Source organism: Georgfuchsia toluolica, from assembly GCF_907163265.1.
In the GTDB taxonomy this organism is placed as follows: Bacteria; Pseudomonadota; Gammaproteobacteria; order Burkholderiales; family Rhodocyclaceae; genus Georgfuchsia; species Georgfuchsia toluolica.
The window spans coordinates 2,300,630-2,324,716 of record NZ_CAJQUM010000001.1 but is presented as its reverse complement, the minus strand read 5'-3'; the positions used below and the strand labels follow the sequence as shown (position 1 = coordinate 2,324,716).

19 protein-coding genes are annotated in these 24,087 nt (G+C 61.0%); 2 read left to right on the top strand and 17 right to left on the bottom strand.

The features are described from left to right. Position 1 precedes the first annotated feature (1 nt). From narH to K5E80_RS10905, 8 genes are all read right to left on the bottom strand, one after another. Positions 2–1,534 carry a nitrate reductase subunit beta gene (gene narH, locus K5E80_RS10940; RefSeq protein ID WP_220636182.1) on the bottom strand — a complete coding sequence of 511 codons (1,533 nt, stop codon included), beginning with the start codon at positions 1,532–1,534 and terminating at the stop codon, positions 2–4. Next, a complete protein-coding gene (locus tag K5E80_RS10935; protein WP_220636181.1) occupies positions 1,531–2,127 on the bottom strand; it encodes a DUF6448 family protein in 597 nt (198 codons plus the stop codon). The genes narH and K5E80_RS10935 overlap by 4 nt, the downstream gene beginning before the upstream one ends. Further along, positions 2,124–5,897, bottom strand: a complete 3,774-nt coding sequence (locus K5E80_RS10930) for a nitrate reductase subunit alpha (protein ID WP_220636180.1) — start codon at positions 5,895–5,897, stop codon at positions 2,124–2,126. Before K5E80_RS10930 ends, K5E80_RS10935 begins: the two co-directional genes overlap by 4 nt. A gap of 165 nt (positions 5,898–6,062) precedes the next feature. Next, positions 6,063–7,730: an MFS transporter gene (locus K5E80_RS10925; RefSeq protein ID WP_425514557.1), complete on the bottom strand. Its 1,668-nt coding sequence runs from the start codon at positions 7,728–7,730 to the stop codon at positions 6,063–6,065. 49 nt (positions 7,731–7,779) lie between these two features. Then, positions 7,780–9,276, bottom strand: coding sequence for an MFS transporter (locus K5E80_RS10920; protein ID WP_220636179.1), 1,497 nt, complete (start codon positions 9,274–9,276; stop codon positions 7,780–7,782). Positions 9,277–9,341: 65 nt separating this feature from the next. After that, positions 9,342–9,758 (bottom strand): universal stress protein, encoded by a 417-nt coding sequence (locus K5E80_RS10915; protein WP_220636178.1) that lies wholly within the window; start codon positions 9,756–9,758, stop codon positions 9,342–9,344. Between the two features lie 191 nt (positions 9,759–9,949). Beyond that, positions 9,950–10,621 carry a response regulator gene (locus tag K5E80_RS10910; protein ID WP_220636177.1) on the bottom strand — a complete coding sequence of 224 codons (672 nt, stop codon included), beginning with the start codon at positions 10,619–10,621 and terminating at the stop codon, positions 9,950–9,952. A 5-nt stretch (positions 10,622–10,626) separates the two neighbouring features. Beyond that, positions 10,627–12,561 carry a type IV pili methyl-accepting chemotaxis transducer N-terminal domain-containing protein gene (locus tag K5E80_RS10905; protein ID WP_220636176.1) on the bottom strand — a complete coding sequence of 645 codons (1,935 nt, stop codon included), beginning with the start codon at positions 12,559–12,561 and terminating at the stop codon, positions 10,627–10,629. Between the two features lie 261 nt (positions 12,562–12,822). Between K5E80_RS10905 and K5E80_RS10900 the strand changes: the two genes are divergently transcribed. Next, positions 12,823–13,500, top strand: coding sequence for a YceH family protein (locus K5E80_RS10900; protein ID WP_220636175.1), 678 nt, complete (start codon positions 12,823–12,825; stop codon positions 13,498–13,500). Between the two features lie 48 nt (positions 13,501–13,548). After that, positions 13,549–13,866 (top strand): hypothetical protein, encoded by a 318-nt coding sequence (locus K5E80_RS10895; RefSeq protein WP_220636174.1) that lies wholly within the window; start codon positions 13,549–13,551, stop codon positions 13,864–13,866. Positions 13,867–13,872: 6 nt separating this feature from the next. Here K5E80_RS10895 and K5E80_RS10890 read toward each other — a convergent pair whose 3' ends face one another. The 9 genes from K5E80_RS10890 to K5E80_RS10850 all read right to left on the bottom strand — a co-directional run bounded on the left by K5E80_RS10890 (position 13,873) and on the right by K5E80_RS10850 (position 24,073). Continuing rightward, entirely contained in the window at positions 13,873–14,556 is a 684-nt protein-coding gene (locus tag K5E80_RS10890; RefSeq protein ID WP_220636173.1) for a transglutaminase domain-containing protein, read from the bottom strand. Between the two features lie 95 nt (positions 14,557–14,651). After that, positions 14,652–16,115: a 4-hydroxy-3-polyprenylbenzoate decarboxylase gene (gene ubiD / locus K5E80_RS10885; protein WP_220636172.1), complete on the bottom strand. Its 1,464-nt coding sequence runs from the start codon at positions 16,113–16,115 to the stop codon at positions 14,652–14,654. Between the two features lie 65 nt (positions 16,116–16,180). Continuing rightward, positions 16,181–16,726 (bottom strand): M15 family metallopeptidase, encoded by a 546-nt coding sequence (locus tag K5E80_RS10880; RefSeq protein ID WP_220636171.1) that lies wholly within the window; start codon positions 16,724–16,726, stop codon positions 16,181–16,183. A 10-nt stretch (positions 16,727–16,736) separates the two neighbouring features. Next, the gene (locus tag K5E80_RS10875) at positions 16,737–18,590 is read right to left on the bottom strand and encodes a C1 family peptidase (RefSeq protein WP_220636170.1); all 1,854 of its coding nucleotides are present in this window, start codon (positions 18,588–18,590) and stop codon (positions 16,737–16,739) included. 228 nt (positions 18,591–18,818) lie between these two features. Beyond that, on the bottom strand, positions 18,819–19,703 hold the full coding sequence (ubiA, locus tag K5E80_RS10870) for a 4-hydroxybenzoate octaprenyltransferase (protein WP_220636169.1): 885 nt from the start codon (positions 19,701–19,703) through the stop codon (positions 18,819–18,821). Then, positions 19,700–20,221, bottom strand: coding sequence for a chorismate--pyruvate lyase family protein (locus K5E80_RS10865; protein WP_220636168.1), 522 nt, complete (start codon positions 20,219–20,221; stop codon positions 19,700–19,702). The genes ubiA and K5E80_RS10865 overlap by 4 nt, the downstream gene beginning before the upstream one ends. A 22-nt stretch (positions 20,222–20,243) precedes the next feature. Beyond that, the gene (locus tag K5E80_RS10860) at positions 20,244–21,557 is read right to left on the bottom strand and encodes an MFS transporter (RefSeq protein ID WP_220636167.1); all 1,314 of its coding nucleotides are present in this window, start codon (positions 21,555–21,557) and stop codon (positions 20,244–20,246) included. A gap of 115 nt (positions 21,558–21,672) precedes the next feature. Further along, complete coding sequence (gene recG, locus K5E80_RS10855) at positions 21,673–23,700, bottom strand: ATP-dependent DNA helicase RecG (RefSeq protein ID WP_220636166.1); 2,028 nt, start codon at positions 23,698–23,700, stop codon at positions 21,673–21,675. Next, positions 23,693–24,073, bottom strand: a complete 381-nt coding sequence (locus tag K5E80_RS10850; protein ID WP_220636165.1) for a Rid family detoxifying hydrolase — start codon at positions 24,071–24,073, stop codon at positions 23,693–23,695. The genes recG and K5E80_RS10850 overlap by 8 nt, the downstream gene beginning before the upstream one ends. Positions 24,074–24,087 lie beyond the last annotated feature (14 nt).

Here is a 24,087-nt window from a genome sequence, read left to right as displayed (position 1 = left end):
CTCAGACCACCGCCTTGATCGGAATCGTGCGCCGTCCGCTGCCGCCGAACAGGCTCTTGTCACTGCTGCCTTCCGAGCAGCCGTTGCCGAACGAGAAGCCGCAGCCGCCGCGCACGTCGAAGGTGTTCTCGGCGTATTCGCGGTGCGTGGTCGGTATGACAAAGCGGTTTTCGTAGTTGGCGATTGCCATTACGTGATACATCTCCTCGACCGTGGCTTCGTCGATCTGCACCTGCTTCAGCACGGCCGTATTGACACGGTTGTCGACATGCTTGTCGCGCTGGTAGGTGCGCATCGCCAGCATGCGTTCGAGTGCACGCACCACCGGTGCCGTGTCGCCCGCGGTGAGCAGGTTGGCAAGGTACTCGATGGGGATGCGCAACTGGTTGACGTCGGGGATTTCGCCATTGACGCCGACCTGCCCCGCATTCGCGGCAGCGGTGATCGGCGACAGTGGCGGCACGTACCAGACCATCGGTAGCGTGCGGTACTCGGGGTGCAGCGGCAGTGCCACTTTCCATTCGACCGCCATCTTGTAGACCGGACTTTTGCGCGCTGCTTCCATCCACGCGTCGGGGATGCCGTCGCTGCGCGCCTGCGCGATCACCTGCGGATCGTTGGGGTCGAGGAAGATGTCGAGTTGGGCCTGGTACAGGTCGCCGTCCTGCTTGACACTCGCCGCCTGTTCAATCCGATCGGCATCATAGAGCAGCACGCCGAGATAGCGGATGCGGCCGACGCAGGTCTCGGAGCACACCGTCGGCTGGCCGGCTTCGATGCGCGGGTAGCAGAAAATGCACTTCTCGGCCTTGCCGCTTTCCCAGTTATAGTAGATCTTCTTATAGGGACAGCCGGAGACGCACATGCGCCAACCGCGGCACTTGTCCTGGTCGATCAGCACGATGCCGTCTTCCTCGCGCTTGTAGATCGAGCCCGAGGGACACGACGCCACGCAGGCCGGGTTGAGGCAGTGTTCGCACAACCTGGGCAGGTACATCATGAAGGTGTTCTCGAACTGGCCGAGCATATCCTTCTGCAAGTTCTCGAAGCCCTCGAGGTTCTTGTCTTTGCTGCGCTTGGCGAACTCGCCACCGAGGATTTCTTCCCAGTTCGGGCCCCACTCGATTTTCTCCATGCGCTGGCCAGTGATCAGGCTGCGCGGCCGTGCGGTCGGCGCGGCCTTCATCTCGGGTGCCGAGTGCAGGTGATCGTAGTCGTAGGTGAACGGCTCGTAATAGTCGTCGATCTGCGGCAGGTTGGGGTTGGCGAAGATGTTCAGCAGTAGCTTGGCTTTGCCGCCCTGGCGCAGCTCGATCTTGCCATTCGCTTTGCGCACCCAGCCGCCGTTCCACTGGTCCTGATTCTCCCATTGTTTCGGATAGCCGATACCGGGCTTGGTCTCGACGTTGTTGAACCAGGCGTACTCCATGCCTTTGCGGCTGGTCCACACGTTCTTGCAGGTCACCGAACAGGTGTGGCAGCCGATGCACTTGTCGAGGTTGAGCACCATGCCGATTTGGGCGCGAATTTTCATGACGGCTCCTTATGGTTGTGGGTGATCGGCGCGCCGTGGGCCGCGGGCGATTCTGCTACATCGTGGAGTCGCTCCACGTAATGCAAGTACTCGACGTAGGCGCTCGCGGCGGCGCGACCCGCAGGCACGTCGTTGGGGTCTTTCGCCGCGGCGCGGCGCTCGATCACCTCGTGAAAGCTTCGCTCGAGGGCCGCGCGCAGGCGCTCCATGACGAGCGCATCGACCCTGTCGAGCTTGCCCGTGCGCAGCGACCCGTCGGCCGCGGCGACCGCCGGATGCGTCTCACCGGCCGGCTTGAGTCCCGTGTAATCGGCACCCTCACCCATGCGATGGATCCGGACCAGCGTCTCGAAGAAGTAGCGATCGGCGAGCTCCTGCGCCGCAGGACCGCCTTTGCGCACGGCAAGCGCCTTCGCGAAGGCCTCGCGAATTGGCGCCTCATCGGCGGCGCGGACCCACACGAGCGCGGGATTCAAGTTGCCGCTATCCAACGCCTTGCGCGCCGAGGTGACCACCGGACCGTCGAGCGTGTCGCAATGCGCGAACGCGGCGCCCGCCCATGCCAGCATCAATGCCACGAGGAATGTTTTCATTGTGCCGCTCCTTCCGTCTCCTGGTCGAGCCAAGCGACCTTGTTCATCTTGCGCACCACGACGAACTCGTCGCGGTTGGTGCCGATGGTGCCGTAGTAGTTGAAGCCGTAGCTGAACTGCGCGTAGCCGCCGATCATGTGCGTCGGCTTCAACACGATGCGCGTTACCGAATTGTGGATACCGCCGCGCTGGCCCGTGATTTCGGAGCCCGGCGTATTCACGATCTTTTCCTGCGCGTGGTACATCATTACCATGCCGGGTTTGACGCGTTGACTGACCACCGCGCGCGCCACGATGGCGCCGTTGATGTTGAACAGTTCGATCCAGTCATTGTCGACAATGCCGGCGAGTTTCGCGTCGTCCTCGCTGATCCACACGCAAGGTCCGCCGCGGCTCAATGTGAGCATCAGCAGGTTGTCGGTATAGGTGCTGTGGATACCCCATTTCTGGTGGGGGGTGATGAAGTTCAACGCGATTTCAGGATTGCCGTTCGGCTTGATGCCCTGGATGCCGGCGGTCGTCTTCAAGTCCACCGGCGGGCGATAACTGGAGAAGCCTTCGCCGAAAGCGATCATCCACGGATGATCCATGTAGAACTGCTGGCGTCCGGTCAGCGTGCGCCACGGGATCATCTCATGCACATTGGTGTAGCCGGCGTTGTAGGAGACGGTCTCGGACTCGATGCCGCTCCAGGTCGGCGAACTGATGATCTTGCGCGGCTGCGCCTGGATGTCGCGGAAGCGGATCTTCTCGTCCTCGCGGTGCAATGCCAGATGGGTATGATCGAGGCCGGTCTGCTTGCCCAGCGCATCCCATGCCTTGACGGCGACATGGCCGTTGGTTTCGGGGGCGAGTTGCAGGATGACTTCGCAGGCGTCGATGTCGCTCTCGATCTTCGGCATGCCCTGTGTGACGCCCTCGGCGCGCACCACACCATTGAGTTCACCGAGTTGCGTCACTTCGGTCTGCGTGTTCCAGGCGATGCCCTTGCCGCCGTTGCCGACCTTGTTCATCAAGGGGCCAAGCGCGGTGAAGCGCTTGTAGACGTTGGGGTAGTCGCGTTCGACCACCACCATGTTGGGCGCCGTCTTGCCAGGGATGAGATCGATCTCGCCGCGCTTCCAGTCCTTGACATCGAAGGGTTGGGCCAGTTCCGCCGGACTGTCGTGCATCAGCGGCGACAACACCAGTTCCTTCTCCACGCCCAGATGGCCGACGCAAACTTCGCTGAACTTCTGCGCAAAGCCCTTGTAGATTTCCCAGTCGCTCTTCGCTTGCCAGGCCGGGTCCACCGCCGTCGACAGCGGATGGATGAAGGGGTGCATGTCACTGGTATTGAGGTCGTTCTTTTCGTACCAGGTGGCAGTGGGCAGCACGATGTCGGAATAGAGGCAGGTGGTGCTCATGCGGAAGTCGAGCGTCACCAGCAGATCCAGCTTGCCCTCGGGGGCCTGGTCGTGCCAGACGACCTCGGCTGGTTTGGCCTCCTCGCGGCCGAGATCCTTGCCCTGCACACCGTTGCTGGTACCAAGCAGGTGCTTGAGGAAATATTCGTGACCCTTGCCCGACGAACCGAGAATATTGGAACGCCACACAAACATGTTGCGCGGCCAGTTCTGCGGCGCATCCGGATCTTCGCAGCTCATCTGCAATGAGCCATCCTTCAATGACTTGGCCGCATAGTCCTTGGGATCAAGGTGGGCCGCCGCCGCATCCTTCACCACCTGCAGCGGGTTGGTCTTGAGTTGCGGCGCCGACGGCAGCCAGCCCATGCGCTCGGCGCGCACGTTGTAGTCGATCATGCTGCCGCCATACTGCTTGCGGTCGGCCAGCGGCGAGATCACTTCTTCCATGTCCAGCTTTTCATAACGCCACTGATCGGTGTGGGCGTAGAAGAAGCTGGTGGAATTCATCTGGCGCGGCGGGCGGATCCAGTCCAGCGCGAAGGCGAGCGCGGTCCACCCGGTCTGCGGTCGCAGTTTCTCCTGGCCGACATAATGCGCCCAGCCGCCGCCGCTCTGGCCGATGCAGCCGCACATCATCAGCAGGTTGATGACGCCGCGGTAGTTCATGTCGCAGTGGTACCAGTGATTCATCGCCGCGCCGATGATCACCATCGACTTGCCGTGCGTCTTGTGCGCGTTCTCGGCGAACTGGCGCGCCACCGTGATGATCTGGTCGCGTGGCACGCCGGTGATGCTTTCCTGCCAGGCCGGCGTGTAGGGCGTGTCGTCGTCGAAGTTTTTCGCGGCCAGCTCGCCCGGGATACCCCGCGCGACGCCATAGTTTGCGACTTGCAAATCGAATACCGTGGCGACCTGTACCTCGCGCCCGCCAAGCGTGATGCGCTGCACGGGAACGGTGCGCACCAGCACATCGCTCTGCACATTGTTATGGAAATGCTCGCTGACGATGCCGCCAAAGTAGGGGAAGCCGACCTTCGCCGTTGCGGTGCTTGGCTGTCCGCCTTCGAGCAGCGACAGCTTGAGCTTGACCTCGTGGCCGTCGCGCGCATCCCTGGCTTCGAGGTTCCACTGGCCCTGGTCGGCACGCCCGTCGGCGCCCCAGCGGAAACCGATGGCGCCGTTGGGCAGCACCACCTGGCCCGCCTCGTCGAAGGCGACCGTCTTCCATTCCGGATTGTTGGCCTGGCCCAGCTTGTCGTCGAAATCGGAAGCGCGCACATAACGGTCGGGCACGGTGATGATTTCGCCGCTGGGCAGAGTATGCTGTTTCAATAGCACCAACATCGGCATGTCGGTGTAGCGGCGCACGTAATCGTCGAAGTAGGCGCTGCGCTCGCCGCTGGCCGGGAAATAGAATTCCTTCAGGATCACATGGCCCATCGCCATCGCGACCGCGGCATCGGTGCCCTGCTTGGGATGCAGCCAGAGGTCGGAGAGCTTGGCGACTTCCGAGTAGTCTGGCGTCACCGCCACGGTCTTGGTGCCCTTGTAGCGCACCTCGGTGAAGAAGTGCGCATCGGGCGTGCGCGTCTGCGGCACGTTGCTGCCCCAGGCGATGATGTAGCTGGAGTTGTACCAGTCGGCTGATTCGGGCACGTCGGTCTGTTCGCCCCAGATCTGCGGCGAGGACGGCGGCAGATCGCAATACCAATCGTAGAAACTCATGCAGACGCCGCCGATCAGCGACAGGTAACGCGAGCCGGCGGCGTAGCTGATCATCGACATGGCCGGGATCGGCGAAAAGCCGATGACGCGGTCGGGGCCGTATTTCTTGATGGTGTAGACGTTGGCCGCGGCGACGATCTCGTTGATCTCGTCCCAGCTCGAACGCACGAAGCCGCCGAGGCCGCGCACGCTCTGGTAGTCGCGCCGCTTCGCATCGTTCTCGACGATGGAAGCCCAGGCGTCGACCGGGTCACAGTTCATGCGCGCCGCACGCCAGGCCTTGAGCAGGCGGCCGCGTACCAGCGGGTATTTGACGCGGTTGGCACTGTAGAGATACCAGCTATAGCTCGCGCCGCGCGAGCAGCCACGCGGTTCGTGGTTGGGCATGTCCCAACGCGTGCGCGGGTAGTCGGTCTGCTGGGTTTCCCACGTGACGATGCCACCCTTGACGTAGATTTTCCACGAGCAGGAGCCGGTGCAATTCACGCCGTGGGTGGAGCGCACGATCTTGTCGTGCGCCCAGCGGTCGCGGTAGGCGTCTTCCCAGGTGCGGTCTTCGCCGGTGGCTACGCCGTGGCCATTGGAGAAACTTTCCTTGGGTTGCAGGAAGTAAGTCAGTCGATCGAGAAAATGGCTCATGGTTTATCACTCATCTAAGTCGTGGCAAGGCACCCGAAAATTTCGAGCACAGCGAGCTATTAATCGCCTCCCCCGTGAGGGGGAGGATGGGAGGGGGTGGGCCTTTCGCTGTTTTTCAGGCCCAGCATCAAAATCCTTCATGGAAACCATCCTCGTTTGAGCAGCTCAAGGGTTCTTCACATACGCATTGGCGCGCAGGTAGAACCACCAATTCAACACCAGGCACACGGCATAGAAGACGGCGAAGCCGTACATCGCCATCTCGGGCGTGCCGGCCTTGATCTGGTCGCCGATCACGACGGGGGCGATGAAGGAGCCGTAGGCGGCGACGGCGGAAGTCCAGCCCAGCACCGGGCCGGCCTGCTCACGGTCGAAGATCACGCCGATGGTGCGGAACGTGGAGCCATTGCCGATGCCGCTCGCCGCGAACAGCACGACGAAGGTCACCATGAACTGGGTGAAATAGACTTCCGGCGTGGCCGAGTGGTAGGCCTGCATCATCAGGTAGCCGGCGTAGGCGGATGCTACCACCATGACCGCCGAGATGATCTGGGTGACAATCGAACCGCCCACCTTGTCGGAAATCCAGCCGCCCACCGGGCGGATCAGCGCGCCGACAAAGGGGCCGATCCAGGCATAGGCCAGCACCGGGGGCGCGCTCGGGTTGTTCAGCGAGTGCGCCCAGACGCCGGTGACTGGATCCTGGATATGCTGCACGCCGAAGATCACTTTCATTGCCAGCGGCACCGCATTGGAAAAGCCGATGAACGAACCGAAGGTGACGATATACAGTGCCGTCATTGACCAGGTGTGTTTGTTGCTGAATATCCTGAATTGCCGTTCCAGGTTGGCGCGCATGTCGCCGAAGGCGAACACTTTCATCGCCAGCAGTGTGCCGACGATGATCAGCGGCATCGCGACCCACATGTTGAGCAGCCCCAGGCCGAACGGCTTGGGCAGGTAGCAATACAGGCCGAGCACCGACGTCACCAGCCCGAGGAAATACAGCCACACCACCTTGGTGAAGGCGGCCGGGGTGGATCCGATGTTGGGCGAAATCGGCACGAGATTGTTCATGCCGAAGAAGCCGAAGAAGGCCAGCGGTACCAGCAGCAGCAACCAGACGAAGCCGCCGTTTTGGATATAGGTGGGCGTACCCGCCGCGATCTTGCCCAGGATCCAGCCGCTGTCCTTGAGCAGGGTCATGGAACCGCCGGCGAACGTGCCGAACAGTCCGACTGTCATCACCAGCGGGATGAGGATCTGCATGGTGGTGACGCCGAAATTGCCCAGACCCGCATTAATGCCCAGCGCCGTTCCTTGCAGGCGCTTGGGGAAAAAGCTGGTGATATTGGACATGGAGCAGGCGAAGTTGCCGCCACCGATGCCGGACAGCAGCGCGCAAAGCTGGAACACGATGAGCGGCGTGCCCGTGTCCTGCAAGGCGATGCCGGTCAGCAGCGCCGGGATCATTAGCAAGGCGGTGGTGAGGAACACCACGTTGCGGCCCCCGGCGATGCGGATGAAGAAGGTGGCGGGAATGCGCAGGGTGGCGCCGGAAAGCCCGGCGATGGCGGCCAGGGTGAACAGCTCGGCCTGCGTAAACGGGAAGCCCAGGTTGAGCATCTGCACCGTGAGGATTCCCCACATCATCCACACCGCGAAGCCACAGAGCAGGCTGGGCACGGAAATCATCAAGTTGCGATAGGCGATTATCTTGCCGGCGGATTCCCAAAAATCATTATCTTCCGGGCGCCAATCGGCGATATCGGTGGAACCGTATGCAGAAGCACCGCCCACACCTATGGAACCGCGCTGCCCCTTTTTGTTCATCATGATTTGCGTCTCCATTTCATTTTATGAATTCGATAAATCGACCGCATCAATGCCCGCCAACCGCCATCATCTTCTGGTCGACTGACGAGAGATGATATTCCTTGGCGAAGGCGCCTGTCGGCTCGTTCATGAAGAACAGGCAGAAGACAAAGGCCAAGCCCGCCGTGCCGCCGATGAGCAGGAAGAACTGGCTGTCGGTCAGGAAGGTATAGGCGGTGGTATAAATGACGGCGCCGACATTGCCGTAGGCGCCGGTATATCCCGCCACATTGCCGGTGATGCGGCGCTTGACGAAAGGCACCAGCGCGAAGGTAGTGCCGCAGCCGCCGGTCACGAACATGGCGCAGAACATTACCACCAGAACCGCCATTGCCAATGGCCACTGTGGTCCGATCATGCCCATCAGCACAAAACCTGCCGTCACGCCGGCGAGATAGATCAGGTGGGCAAGCTTGCGTGTCGGCGTGCGGTCCGACACGTAGCCGCCGAGTGCGCGCGAAAAGAAGTTCAGTACCGCGAACAGCGAACCGAAGAGGCCAGCCATCACGGGACTCAACTGGAATGTCTTCTGGAAGAAGAAAGGCAGCATTGAAATGATCGCCAGTTCCGCGCCGAAGGTGACAACATAGGAGGCGCAGAGCGTGCCGACCTGGGTAAAGCGGTACTTGTCGTCCTCGGGCACGCCCTTTCTGAGAATCGGCAGGTTGACCTTGAGCAGCGCCACAACCTGATACAGCACGCCGATAAGTACTGCGGCATAGAGGATGTACGAGACATCGGCGGATATATAGCCCTTGCTCGTCACCGTTCTGACCAGAAGGGAAAGGACGCCGAAGACGGGTATGGTCCAGCAAATCGCGATTACCAGATCGCCCCAGGTGGAAACCTCAATGGCCTGGGCCTTCCTTCCTATTGGCCGTTTCGTGCCGACCGGACCGTCGGTGATGGCAAACCAGTAGTAGGTGCCGTACGCGAACATCACCAGGCCGCTGATCGCAATGGACCAACGCCAGCTATCCAGCAGGCTGAGGGCAATGAACGGCAGAGTGATCGCCGCCACCGATGACCCCCAGTTGCCAAGCCCTGCCTCGACTCCCTGGGAGAAGCCCGCGTCCCGTGGCTTGAACCAGAGCGAGGTCATCGCGATGCCAACGACAAAACCGGTACCAACCGTACCCAGGATCAGCCGCGATATCAGCATTTCCGTATAGGTGCTGGCGAAAGCGAACCAGATGCAGGGGAAAGCCATGGTCCATAGCACGAGGCAGAACGTCTTGCGCGGGCCGATCCTGTCGCAGATCATGCCAACGATGACACGGGCGGGGACAGTCAGCGCCACATTGCAGATGGCGAGAACCTTGAGCTGGTCGAGGGTAAGTCCGGTGTCCTTGATGATGGTCGACACCAGCGGCGCCATGTTAAACCAGACGTAGAAGGTGATGAAGAAGGCAATCCAGGTCTTGTGCAGGGCGCCGATTTCCGCTCGCTTGAAGTCGAGCAGATCCAGCCACCCCATCGTTTTTTCATCTGCTTTTGCGGACATTTTCAAAGCTCTTTCTTGAAAGACGTATGAAAACTCAAATTGTCACGTTCGCGTTATGCGCAAAATCAATGCATGATCAGAATGGGACAATCATCAATGTGGTGGATCAGGTAGTCGCTGACGCTGACAGTGACATTGCCGAACCTCACGCCCCCCTTGGGAGGACGGCTCGTAATCACCACAAAATCCGGCTGTTTTTTCCTGACGACTTCCACCAGCATCTTGCGCGGATCACCGATCGCCAGAATCGCGTCTACATCAAGCCCCTGTTCGCTTACCCACTCCGCCGCTTTCTGCAGGCCCGCTTCCCGCTGCGCACGCCACCCCTCGAAGGCTTCCTCGTCGTAGCTGCTGGCGTCGGCAGGTTCTTCCGCAATGGTCACCAGGATGATTTCCAGGCTGGCCCCCTTGAACATCGCAACCGACTTCTCAAGCGCAGACTGCGCCGGTCCCGAACCGTCATGGCAGACTAGAATCTTCATTTTTTCCTCTCTCCCTGATAGAAAAGCGGAGGCTGAAATCATTTTTCACGGAGAAGTTTCCGCTGCCGAGAATGGTAGGAAAAGCGCTGCGCAGCGTCCATCCGCCCGAAGACCGAGAAAAGCAACTATTGTGCAGGGGATATTATTAGTCCGGTCGACGGAAAGCCATGAAGCGAACTAGTTCTTTGTGACTAGGTCTTCGGGGTTAGCCCATGCTCGACGGCATAGACGGCGGCCTGAACGCGACTCGACAAGCCAAGCTTCTTGAGAATGCCCTGGATATGGATTTTCACCGTGCTTTCGGCGAGATCGAGGTCGCGGGCAATTTCCTTGTTGCTCGCACCGCTGACGAGAAATCCGATTATTTCACGCTCGCGCGGCGTCAGTTTGTCGTGGTCGGCTGTAGCTGGCGCAGGCGCCCTGGTGGCGCTACGCACGCTCTGCATCAGCTTGGACGTCATCTGGGCCGATATCACTGCTTCGCCTTCGGCAGCGCGCCGTATCGCATCGACGAGAAAATCGGCATCGATGTTCTTCAGCAGATAACCCTGCGCCCCCGCGCGCAAAGCATCGAGCAGGTCGTCGGCATCTTCCGAGACCGTCAGCATCACCACATGGGCTTCCGGCACTTCCTCGATGATGAGTTGCACCGCCTCATGTCCGGAAATGCCGGGCATGTGCAGGTCGAGCAGGACGACATCGGGCTTGAGCGACTTGGCGCGCTTGACGCCCTCGAGGCCATCGCCCGCCTCGCCGACTACCTCGAATGCCCCATGCCTTTGCAGCAATGCCTTGATGCCGCTACGGAACAGCGTGTGATCGTCAACCAGCAGTACGCGTATGGCTTTTTCCACGATATGCATTGAGCTTATTGAGGCAGCACGAGAGTAACACAGGTGCCACGCCCCGGTGCCGCGTCGATTTCGAGACGCGCGCCGATGCGATGGGCGCGCTCGCGCATGATGCCGATGCCTACGTGCGAACCGCCCTCCTCGACCACGCGCGCCAGATCGAAGCCCTTGCCGTTGTCGCGCACGGAGATGCGCGGCGCACCGTCGCCACGCATTTCCACGTCCACCTTTGTCGCACCCGCATGCTTGCGCACGTTCGACAGTGCCTCCTGGATGATATGCAGCACCTGGATCGTGCTGACCGCGGACGAGGACGCGCGGTAACCGATCTTGTTGAACGATGTCTTGATGCCGGTTTGTCCCTCGAACTTTTCGAGCGCGCTGCGGATCGCGTCGTCGAGTTCGGCATGATCGACCCTGATCCGGAAGTGCACCAGCAGTTCGCGCACGTTGTCGTAACTCTCCTGTATCCCTTCGCGCATGCGCGCGAGTTCGGCACTCGCGATTTCCATCTGCCCGCCGCGCAGGGAGCCCTGCAGCATCTGCGCCTGGATATTGAGGAAAGCCAGCGACTGGGCGATGCTGTCGTGCAGTTCCTGCGCCAGGAGGTTGCGCTCTTCCGAAACGGCCATCTCCTTTTCCCGCACCGCGAGGCGCAGGTTCTCGATTTCGACACCGAGGTGCTGCCCGATTGCCTCCAGCAGACGCAGTTCGTCGCCGGCGAGAATGCGTTCTTCGCGAAAGAACAGGGTGAACATCCCGAATACCTGGCTCTTGGAACGGATCGGGATGGCGGCCATCGCGGCATAGCCATCGCGCATGCAGTTCGCCAGCAACACGACACTCTGTGGCTCCTGCGCGAGGTTTTGCGCAATCGATGCGCCCTGCGCCGCGACATTGCCGCACAGGCAGGTGCCGAGCGGCAGGCGCGCCTCGGCCCTAACGAAGTCATTCGACATATTGTGATTGGCGATGATTTCCAGCTCGCGCGTCGCGCTATTGGTCATGCGCACCACCCCGCCCGAGGCACCGAGCAGATCGCAAAGCTTGAGCAGGACGCCCCGGCAGAGTTCCTCCAGCGTCGCCGGTTCCGCGAGGTAGGCGGTGATCTCGTAAAGCAACGCCAGTTCCCGGTTTTTTTCCTCGACACTGCGGGTCTTGTCGGCCACGCGCTGCTCCAGCGTTGCGTAGAGGTCCTGAAGATGATCGGCCATGCGATTGAATCCGGTGGCGAGTTCACCGATTTCATCTTGCGACACGACGGGCAGGCGCACGCCGAAGTCCGAGGCGGCCATGCGCTCGATGCCGGCCCTGAGCGTTTCCACCGGCGCGATCACCAGGCTGCGGATCAGATAGGCCAGCAGCAGCGTGCCCAGCAGCGAGAAGACGACCAGCATGTTCTGGAACATGTACATCAAGGAGGTGGAATGTGCGTTGCTCCGTTCCACCATCAGCACCAGCTCGTTGATTATCGGCACGTAACGCCGTACCGAATTGTCGAAAGCCGCCATGAGGCGGCTGCGCTCGACATCATCATGCGCTGCCAGCAGCTTATTGATTTGCGGTTTGACATTCGTGTTCCACTCCTGCCGCAAACCGTGCATTTTCTCCTGGACACGCTCATCGCGCGGCAGGAAGAGCGGCCGCTCCGGGTCTCCGACCTCAAGCATGTACAGAGTGCCCTCGAAGTCGCGCATGAAGCGACGAACCTCGTCCAGCGCAACCTCAGGCGACTGAGTGGCATCCAGCGACTGGTGCAGGTAATAGGCGAGGCCATAGGTGCGCATACGTTCCTTGCCGGCCTCGTTGATTGCCGCCGCGCCGCCTTCGAGCTGGTGCGCAACGTTCAGGGTAAGCAGAATTACGGCCAGGGCAAAGACGAAATACAGGAACAGGATGGCATTGATCTTGGCGCCGAGTTTGCGCGGGGCAAGTCTTGTTATTGCGTTCATCGTTTGCGCTTTGCTTATGTCCTTGAGAGTTGCCCGCCGCTTCACCGCCCATCCCGCAACAATGGGTCGCAATCCACGCCGATTTCAAGCGGCCTTCCGTTGCTGGCCGGCTCTTGGAACCAGATTAGGCGGGGTTAGTTTACAGCCGATTGACAAAATCCCGCCCAATCCTGATTCAGTGGCAAGCAACAAAATTTGCTGCCGCTGGTATCCTGACTACTCAATCCTGCGGTATCCAGCCACACTCGAAGCAATGATGATATGAACATTGAACTCACGCTCCACGAAACCCGCGTCATCGGCTGCCTGATCGAAAAAGAAATCACCACGCCCGAGCAGTATCCGCTGTCGCTCAATGCCCTGACCAACGCCTGCAACCAGCGCAGCAACCGCGACCCGGTGCTGGACCTGGACGAGGCCATCGTCCAGCAGGTGGTCGACAACCTGATCAAAAAATTCCACGTCAATGAACAGGGTGGATTCGGCAGCCGCGTGCCAAAATTCCAGCATCGCTTCTGCAATACCAATTACGGCACGCTGAGGTTCTCGCCGCAGGAACTCGCCGTCGTCTGCGAGCTCTTCCTGCGTGGTCCGCAGACACCGGGAGAGCTGCGCAGCCGAGCGAGCCGGCTATGCCGGTTTGGCGATGTAACGGAAGTCGAAGCGGTGCTAATCCAGCTCGCCCGGCGCGAAGACGGCCCCTTCGTGATGCGGCTGCCGCGCGAGCCGGGCAAGCGCGAATCGCGCTATGTGCATTTGTTCAGTGGCAAGGTCGACGGCGCCGATGAGCATGCGGCTGCGGCAGGATTCTCCGACATCGAAGAGCAGGAACATGCGGCAAGCAGCCGCCTGAACCTGCTTGAACAGCGGGTCGCCGGGCTGGAAGCGGAAGTGACGACATTGAAGCAGCTGGTCAGCGATCTGGCCCCTCCCTGCTAGCCGTGCCGGGCGAGGTATATTATGGACGTTGCATGAGGAGGATCACCGATGCGCAAGCTACTGGAAGACTTATGGAGCTTTTTTGCCCTAACCATGATGTTGGTCTGTTTTGGCGGTCTGGCCTTCCACACGTTCAAGACCGGCGGCTGGGCCAGCCAGATCACCGGATGGGCCCTTGACGCAGGATTCCGTCATCCTGTAATGGCGATCCCGGCCGGCATCATCGCCGTCAGCCTGGCCTGGGCTTGCTTGAGCGGAAGGCTGGTGGTTGGCAAGAAAAACAACCGCTTTGGAGATCTACTGGTATTCGCCCTGGTGTTTACCGGAATCTATTTCACGTATAGCTGGCTCAACGCAAAACTCTGATTTCGATTAGTTGGGAGAAAATACCGCCGCCTCGATGCCAAGTCCCCAGGTGTCTACAGGGTAGGCGGCGCGTAGCCCGGCGGCGATGATCTCATAGGGAAAATCCGACCAGCAGCCGTGATTGGCCACATATTCCATGTGGCGCCGGTTCTGCATGTCGAATTCCTGAAAAAGCGCATCGCTGCGGCCATCGAACTCCGTGGGATGCACGCCGAAGCGCTGGCACAGGTCCAGGTTAAAGGCAGGCGCCGCCTTGACCCATTTGTCATTGAGATGAAGCACCGCGTAGCCGTGATAGACGAACACGTCATTGCCGCCCATCCAGCGCTTCAGTTTCTCGCTGGTCAGGTGATTGCTGACATCGGAGAATCCCAGCGCGGCAGGGATCCCGGCTGCGCGCGCAGCCGCTGTCAACAGGATCGCCTTGGGGATGCAATAGCCATGGTCGGCACGATGAATGTTGCTGGCCACATAGGATTCGGGATTGAGCCGAATGGAAAAAGGATCATAACGCCAGCCGTCGCGAACCCAGTAATAAAGCCGGATTGCCTTTTCAATATCGGACGCGGCACCGGCAACGATCCGATCGACTTCGGAACGCAATGAAGGGCTGTCGAAGTCGAGAAATGGGGTCGATGCCAGATATTCGGGGCCTGGCAGGGGGTATTCGCCGGCAGGGGTATGGATCATGTCTGAAGCACCTCGTCGTTATTGCGGCCGGGAAAAGGCGGCCGCATGGATTTAATTTTATGCCTGGAACCATTGCGCTGCTGCCAGCGCACGGCCTATAAACCAAGTTTTGCCCAGAGCTCATTGATCCTCTGCTTCACCGCCTCGTCCATGGCGATGGGGCGACCCCATTCGCGCTGGGTTTCGGCGGGCCATTTGTTGGTGGCATCGATGCCCATCTTGCTGCCGAGCCCGGCTACCGGCGAGGCGAAGTCGAGATAGTCGATCGGCGTGTTGTCGGCGATCAGCGTGTCGCGTTTGGCATCGACGCGCGTGGTCAGGGCCCAGATTACTTCTTTCCAGTCGCGGACATTGATGTCGTCGTCGGTAACGATGATGAACTTGGTGTACATGAACTGGCGCAGGAAGCTCCAGATGCCGAACATCACGCGCTTGGCATGGCCGGGATACTGCTTCTTCATGCTCACCACGGCGATGCGGTAGGAGCAGCCTTCGGGCGGCAGGTAGAAATCCGTGATCTCGGGAAACTGCTTTTGCAGCAACGGCACGAAGACTTCATTGAGGGCGGCGCCGAGCATGGCCGGCTCGTCGGGCGGCTTGCCGGTGTAGGTGGAGTGATAAATCGGATCGCGCCGCATGGTCATGCGCAGGACGGTGAATACCGGGAACTCGGCCTGCTCGTTGTAGTAGCCGGTATGGTCGCCGTAAGGCCCTTCCAATGCGGTCTCGCCGGGGTGGATCACGCCTTCGAGCACGATTTCCGCCCGCGCCGGTACTTGCAGGTCGGGGCCGATGCACTTGACCAGCTCGGTCTTGCTGCCGCGCAACAGGCCGGCGAACTGGTATTCCGATAGCGTATCCGGTACCGGCGTCACCGCGCCAAGGATAGTGGCCGGATCGCAGCCGAGCACCACGGCAAGCGGAAATGGCTGGCCCGGATTTTTTTCGCAATGGTCGCGGAAATCCAGTGCGCCGCCACGCTGCGCGAGCCAGCGCATGATGAGCTTGTTGGGACCGATCAGTTGCTGGCGGTAGATGCCGAGGTTCTGCCGCGGCTTCAACGGCCCGCGCGTGACTGTGATGCCCCAGGTGATCAGCGGCGCGACATCACCCGGCCAGCAGGTCTGGATCGGCAGGCGCGACAGATCGACGTCCTTGCCTTCCCACACCACCTCCTGACACGGCGCGGAGGAGACTACTTTCGGCGCCATGTTGAGCACCTGCTTCAGCAGCGGCAACTTGTCCCACGCGTCCTTCAGTCCCTTGGGTGGCTCGGGCTCCTTGAGATAGGCGAGCAGCTTGCCGACTTCGCGCAGCGCGGCAACGTCTTCCTGGCCCATGCCCAGCGCGACGCGGCGCGGCGTGCCGAACAGGTTGCCGAGCACGGGAAGCGACGAGCCCCTGGGCTTCTCGAACAGAATCGCCGGACCGCCGGCACGCAGCACACGGTCGCAGATCTCGGTCATCTCCAGTTTCGGATCGATTTCGACGGCGATGCGTTTCAGCTCGCCATTTTTTTCCAGCTGCGCGACGAAATCGCGGAGGTCGTGATATTTCATGGCAGCGATGATACTTCAACCGCCTGCCGGAATTTTCAGAGACGAACCGTGGGGTTTGCCAGCTTCTATCCTGTGCTCCCGAAGAGCTTCTTCATTTCCTCTTCGATGCCGGTCAGGCCACAGGCCTTGAGTGGACTCGAATCGACGCGCAGTTGCACATGCGGCCAGTTCTTCAGTTTCGGCCACAAGCCGCCGGGGGTGAGCCCGAGGCTTTTGGCTTCAGCGGCACAAAAACGGTAGCCGTTGCGTCCGTCAAGGAGTTTCTGCGCCGACCATTCCGCCTTGCTATCGACCAGCCAGAAGCAATCCACTGCCTCGCCCCACTGGTGCCAGGAAAAACCTGGCAAGGCATTGGTGACAGGCGGACCGTTTTGCGGACCGACGGACTCGATGCAATGGGCAAGAAAATTGGCGCCCTGGGTCTTGAACTTCACGATCTGCGCATTGATCTGCTCGCGCGAACGGGACTGACGCCACAGCTTTGCCTGCTCGAAGGGAGAGCGCAAAGTAAAGAACGGTCGCATTGGCAGGCCCTGCGCTTCGCAGGCATCAAGCAGGCGGACGACGAGGGGACGAAACTCGGGAACAAGCTGGTTGAGATCGGCGGCCATGGTGTACTCCTCAGCGCTTGAGAATCAGTTTGACGATGCTGCCCCTTGTCACGGCGTCGTCGTCAAATCCGCCATGGCTGTTGCTCTGGCTCTGCCCGCTGGGGACGGCCCAGGCCTTGACATTGTCGAGACCTTGCACGGCATCGGAGAAATATTTCTCCATACCAAGAATGGGCGTGCGTGTACCGTGTTCGAACGATTCGGAGACGAGGTAGAGCAGTGAGCGGCTGTAACCTAGAACCGGCCTGCAAGTGCAGTCGGCCTGTTCGACCGGATCGGTCAGATGGAACTCATGCAAGCGCTTCACCTGGCCATTCTTGAGGCGCGGCACCACAGTTCTGCCGAAGAGGTTGACGGTCACGGCGGGCGCCATCAAGTTGAGACTGTCAAATTTCCAGCCAAGCGGGCAGAGGTGGTCGACCACATGGCTATGCACGATAGAACCCGCCGAGTGACCGATCAGATGCAGACGGTCGCGCTTGGCGTTGAAACTGCTGGACTGCGTGGCGGCCTGATAGAGCAGGCGGCCACCGCTGTTGGCTGCCGCGGAGATGGCTTCGGCGTTTTGTTTCATCTCGCCCCAGATCATGGTGCCGGGCTCGGCCAGCAGTCGTTCCATGCGCTGGTTCCATTGCCGCTTGAACCAGTCGCCTACCCCGCCGGTGGCGCGGGGTTGCCCGCTCACCAGATCGGCAAGATGGTTCTTCAGCGTGGACCAGAGATCGGTCTCCCACATCAGAAAAATGGGAAAGATTTTCGCGTCATACAGGGCGGGTAGCCACTTCGCGATGATTGGCGCCGCATCTTCCTCTCCGGTGAGGCCGCCATGGGCATAGATCGCGATATCGACGGCATCCTTCGGTCCCAGCCCCCAGCGCTTGCGCGCCTCGGCCAGATGCACATCGAACAGCGCTTGCACGTCGGCGGGCTGGGTGCGGAAGCGGCCACTGGTAGAAAGGTGGCCGTTGTTTTCCATGTCGATGATGAAGGGCGAGAGTTCGCGATCGCGCGAGACCGGGTCGCCGGCCAGTTGCACGCGGCCTTTTTCGCTGCGCACAGTGACTGCGCTGGCAATGGCGCGGTCCTGTTCCGTCACGACACCGAGCTGGGCCACCCAACAGTCCATGGCGTTCTTGGTCCAGTCGTCGTAACTCAGGAGTGCCTGGCCCTTGCTGCCCCAGCCCTCGCCCCAGGAGTTCTGGATGATGAAGCCGCGACGGTTGTAGCCGACGATCACGAAGGCATGACCGCCGTCGTCGGGTGCGGCCTTTTCGGGCGGGATCGCCCACCACTCGCCGGTTTTGGTGTTAACGTCGAAGCCCTTGCCCCAAGCGTCGTGGCAAACGGCACTGGCGTAAATAATGCCGACTTCGTTAAGGGCCACATGCATGTCGGTGATGGAGCGGTGGTCGACGCGATAGTAGGCGCCAAGCGGACGCATCGCCGCATCGAGCCACCAGTCCTCGGCCGCGCTCTTCGCGCTGGAGGGCATGGGCATGGAGCGCCACAAATCGGCCTTGCACACGCCATGGCGATACCAACCCTTCATGGCGCCGCGCAGGCTGGAGCCGGTATCGGCGGTGGCGCCGGGAAACTCGTCGTAACGGCGCGCCATCGAATAGATCATGAAGGGCGAGACCGGTAACGCCTTGGGATCGCGCAGCCGCAATAGATAGTTAACCACGTTGGAGAGGGCAAACCCGGTGCACGCCGAGGTCTGCTTCTGGTTCAGCACTGGCAGGGCTATTCTGGGCGTCATTTCCGGCGCCGGACTCAGGGCTACGCTGGGAAGATAGGGACGGTCGCGCAGGTCGAGACTGTCAGGGACGACATTGCGCTGTGGAACCGGCGATGGTTTTTTCATGGCACTTCCTCCGTTGTTCATTTCCACCGCAGCACACAGGCGGGGCAAGCGGGTTGCAGGAAACTATTCAGGACTTGCGCTAGTTGCAGACGGAGGCCTTGAGAATCACAGACCGCCTCCGATCCACAAACATGCGGCAATTTGCCATATTATGCTCATAGTATGCAATAGCGGGCTGGGTTGCAATGAAGCTCCAAGCGCAAGCCCTGCGATGGGGGCTTCGTGGCATTATTTCCACAACGGGAGTAAATTGAACTGGGCGACCAGGCCAGCAAACACCGCCGCACCGAACCAGTTATTGTGCAGGAAGGCCTTGAAGCAGCGCATGCGATCGCGGCCGCGGATCAGGGTGTAGTGATGGCCCGCAATCGCGGCGGCGACAACGAGGCCGGCATAGTAGGCCCAGCCGTAGTGCAGTCTCATGCCGATGCCGGCCAGGATGGCCAACGTAACGGCATAGCACAGCATCACTGCGGTGACATCGAAACGGCCGAAAGTGATGGCCGAGGTCTTGATGCCGATCCTGAGATCATCTTCGCGATCCACCATCGCGTATTCGGTGTCATAGGCGATGGCCCAGAAGATGTTCGCCAGCAGCAGCGTCCAGGCAGTGAGGGGAAGCGATTGCAGCTCGGCGGCGAAAGCCATCGGGATACCGAAGCCGAAGGCGATGCCGAGATAGGCTTGCGGTATGGCGAAAAAACGCTTGGTGAAGGGATAGCTCACGGCGAGGAAAACGGCGACGAAAGAGAGATAGATCACCAGTCGCGGCAGCCACAGGATCAGCAGCAGGGCGCACAGGGCGAGGATCGAAGCGAGCACCATGGCTTCTTTTGTCGATACCCGTCCCGCGGTCAGCGGGCGGTCCTTGGTGCGTTCGACATGCCGGTCGAAATCGCGGTCGGCGTAATCGTTGACCACGCAGCCGGCGGAACGCATCAGCACCGTGCCCAGCATGAAGACCCAGACGACGAGCAGGCCCGGGCGGCCGCTGCTGGAAATCCACAGCGCCCACAGCGTCGGCCACAGCAGCAGCAATATGCCGATCGGCTTGTCGAGCCGCATCAGCTTCTCGTAAAGATCGAGGCGTTCCTTGATTGCGGCAATGTTCATGGTTCGAACCGGCTGATCGGTGGCAAAAAGACTTCGGTCACCAGTAGCGGCAAGCCATGCCGGTAAAACGCCGAGCGGCGCGCCCAGAGCGGGAACTTCGCTTGCGGCAAGGCTTGCAGAATACGCTGTCCGAGCGGATCAGCCGTGGTCACAGCGCGGTAATGCAGGGGACGGCGCACCACGGAACGCTCGGCGAACAGCAGTTCTGCCAGCGGGCGCGAACCGAGGCCGCGTACCGCGCGCCAGGGGCCGCTCGTGTGGCGTTGCGAAACCACGCTATGGGCGAACACCAGCGGCACATCGCCTTCCATGAGCAGCACTTCGCGCACCGTCACGCCGCGGCGATGTCCCAACACGCCGGCTTCTTCCGGCAAGGCGGACATGCAGCGTTGTACCAGCCGGCGCAAGCGGAAGTCATGCCCAACAACGCGGCGGATATGCGCCGTCAGCGAACCCTCGGCAGCGAGCCAGGCGGAGAGACGGCGATCGGGGGGAAGGTGGTGTGTCCAGCGTTTCATTTGCGGCTTGATTTTATCGTGGTCAATTGCCGAAATCGCGAATCCATGCCACAAAGCGTTGACCGAATTCCGGTGCGCTATAAAACAAACCGGCGGCGACCACTGCGTTAATGGCTGCGGCGAGCGCGAAAAGATGCGGAATCGACAATCCGGCAGCAAGCAGGGCGCTGGCGCCGAGGGCACCGGCGACCATGAAGCAGGCATTCACGATGTTGTTGGCGGCAATGGTGCGGGCGCGTTTGTCCTCGGCACTGCGCGCTTGCATGAGGGCATACAGCGGAACGCAAAAGAATCCGCCGAAAACGCCGAGCAGCAGCAGGTCGGCAAGGATGCGCCAGGTGCCGAGGTCGGATAGCAGTTGCGCCAGCGACGACACATGCGCAGGCAATCCGGCCGTCGAAGCCAGCGCGAAATCGAGGCCGAACAGCGTGAGACCGGCGGCGCCGAACGGCACCAGGCCGAGCTCCACCTTGTGTCTGGAAAGACGGTCGCAGGCCAGCGAACCGGTGCCGATACCGACGGTGAAGATCGCCAGCAGCAGCGTGACGGAGAGTTCGTCGCCACCGAGTACGTTCTTCGCGTAGGCCGGGAACTGGGCCAGAAACAGCGCGCCATAAAGCCAGAACCACGACAGGCCGATGATGGCTATGAATACTTCGCGATTCGCGCGCGCGTCGGCGATGCATCGCCAGGTATCGATGACGGGATTGAAGCGAATTGCCAACTGCGCCGCCGCCGGTGGCGCCGGCGGGATACCGCGGCTTGCGACGTAACCGGCCAGTGCAACCGACAACGTGGCAACGGTAATCCACACCGTACCACCGTCGAGCGCTGCAAGCAGCCCGCCGGCGAGGGTGCCGAGCAGGATGGCAGTGAAGGTGCCGGCCTCGACCAGTGCATTGCCGGCGACCAGTTCCTCCGGCCGCAGATGTTGCGGCAGGATGGCGTATTTCACCGGCCCGAATAATGTTGAATGCATTCCCATCAGGAGCAGTGCTGCCAGCAGCACGGCTAGGCTGTGCGCGGCAAAGCCGATACCGGCCAGCGCCATGATGGCGATTTCCATGAGCTTGACGAAACGCGCGACGCACGCCTTGTCGAGCTTGTCGACGATCTGTCCGGCCGTCGCCGAAAACAGGAAAAACGGCAGGATGAAAATGCCGGCGGCAAGATTGCCGAGCAATTCGGGCTTCAACGATGTCCAGCTGGCGGCCTTGAAAGTGAGCAATACCACCAGTGCGTTCTTGAACAGGTTGTCGTTGAAGGCGCCGAAAAATTGTGTGACGAAAAGCGGCACGAAGCGGCGCGTACGCAACAGGCCGGATTGGATGCTCATTGGAAAACCTTCCCCCCAACCCCCTTCCCGAGGCAGGGGGTGACAATAGTTCGCAGGCTATGCCTGTTCCATGCGGTTGGCTGTGCCGTCCTTGGGGCGGCCCGGCGGACGGCATTCATGCTTTTAACAATTGTTCGCGGCCGGCCATCCAGCGTTGCAGATGGCGTTCGGCAAAGTCGGGATAATCGCGCAGCATTTTATCCGCCGCAGCACGCGCCCTATCGACCATCTTCGTATCGTCCAGATCGGCGTAACGCAACAGCGGCATGCCGCTCTGGCGCGCGCCGATGAATTCGCCGGGACCGCGCAGCGCCAGATCCTGGCGCGCGATCTCGAACCCGTCATTGGTCTCGAAAATGACCTTGAGGCGCTGCCGCGCGGTTTGCGACAAGGGCGAGGCGTAGAGCAGGATGCAGACCGAGTCGGTGATACCGCGGCCGACGCGGCCGCGCAACTGGTGCAGTTGGGCAAGACCGAAGCGCTCGGCATGTTCGATCACCATCAGGCTCGCGTTAACTACGTCGACGCCGACTTCGATCACCGTGGTCGCCACCAGGACTTGTATTTCGCCACGTGTGAATGCCTCCATCGCCGCCGCTTTTTCTTCGCCGCGCAGCCGGCCGTGAACGAGGCCGATGCGCAAGTCAGGCATGTCGATGGTGAGATGGGCGAAAGTTTCTTCAGCGGTCTTGAGTTGCAGGGTTTCGCTCTCTTCCACCAATGGACAAACCCAGTAGGCCTGCCGCCCCTGCGCACAGGCATCGCGCACGCGGGCGATAACCTGATCACGCTTGCCTTCGGTCACCAGCTTGGTCTTTACCGGTGTTCTTCCCGGCGGCAATTCGTCCAGCAGCGAGACATCGAGATCGGCGTAATAGCTCATCGCCAGCGTACGCGGTATGGGCGTGGCCGACATGGTGAGTTGGTGCGGTGACGCTGCTTTCTGCTTGAGCGCGAGGCGCTGCCGCACACCAAAGCGGTGCTGCTCGTCGACAATGGTCAGGCCCAACTTCGCGAACGCAACATCCTCCTCGATCAGCGCATGCGTGCCGACTACCAGCCTGGCTTCGCCGCTGGCGATGGCTGTGGCCATTTCATTTTTTTGTTTTCTCTTCAGGCTGCCCGATAGCCATGCCAAAGGAATTCCCAGTGGATCGAGCCAACAGCGCAGTTTGCGGTAATGCTGCTCGGCGAGGATTTCGGTGGGCGCCATCAGTGCCGCCTGATAACCGTTTTCCGCCGCCTGCAACATGGCCAGCGCCGCGACGATGGTCTTGCCGCTGCCGACATCGCCTTGCAGCAGGCGTTGCATGGGATAAGGTTGCGCCAGATCCGCGGCGATTTCGCGCCATGCCTTCTGCTGCGCGCGCGTCAGCTTGAACGGGAGCGCCGCGAGCAGTTTGCCCGTCAGCGAGTTGATTGCCGTCAGGCGCGGCGCGCCGCGCGTCCGGCGTGCGGCATAGGCGCGGCGCAGCGAGAGCTGTTGCGCCAGCAGTTCGTCAAAGCGGATGCGTTGCCAGTAGGGCTGCAACGCGCAGGTCAATTCCATTTCCGATGCAGCACCCGGCGGCTGGTGCAGTTGGTGGATGCTTTCGGCAAATCCGGACAAGCCACCGCGCAGTTCATCAGGCAGGGTGTCATCGAGCGCGACCCGCTGCAAGGCATTGCCGATCAGCTTGCGCAGGGTCGCCTGGCCGACGCCGGCAACGGTCGGGTAGATCGGCGTCAACGCTTGCGGCAAGGGTTCCTCGCCATGCAATACATGGAAGCGTGGATGAATCATTTCGGTGCCGAAAAATCCGCCGCGCACTTCGCCGAAGGCGCGCAAGCACGCGCCCGGCTGCAAGGCTTTCTGCTGGCTGGGATAGAAATTGAGAAAGCGCAGCAGCAGCGTGCCGCTGTCGTCGTGCACATGACACAGCAATTGTCGCCGCGGCCGGTAGGCGATTTCGGTGGAGACGACCTCCAGTTCAAACTGCGCCGCCTCACCCGGTACCGCATCGCGCACCGGCGTAATGCGCGTCTCGTCCTCATAGCGCAGCGGCAAATGCAGCAGCAGATCGGCGTCGCGATGCAGCCCCAGCTTTACCAGTTTGGCGGCGAGCGTCGGGCCGACGCCCGAGAGTTGCGGCGGATTACTCAACGAGAATGACGGCGTCGGCCTCCACCAACGCGCCGCGCGGCAGTTCCTTGACGCCCACGGCGGCGCGCGCCGGATAAGGCGCGGACACGTAGCGCGCCATGACCTCGTTGACCTTGGCAAAGTTGGCGAGATCGGTGAGGTAGATGTTGAACTTGAGAGCGTTATTGAGCGATGTACCGGCGGCTTCCGCCACGGCCTTGAGGTTGTCGAAGACACAGACGATCTGCGCGTCGATGCCTTCGGCCATCTGCATGGTTTTGGGATCGAGGCCAATCTGGCCCGACAGATAAAGCGTATTGCCGCTGCGTACCGCCTGGGAATAGATGCCGATCGCTGATGGCGCGTTCGGGGTCGAAATGATGGTTCTGGTCATGATGTTTTTTTGCA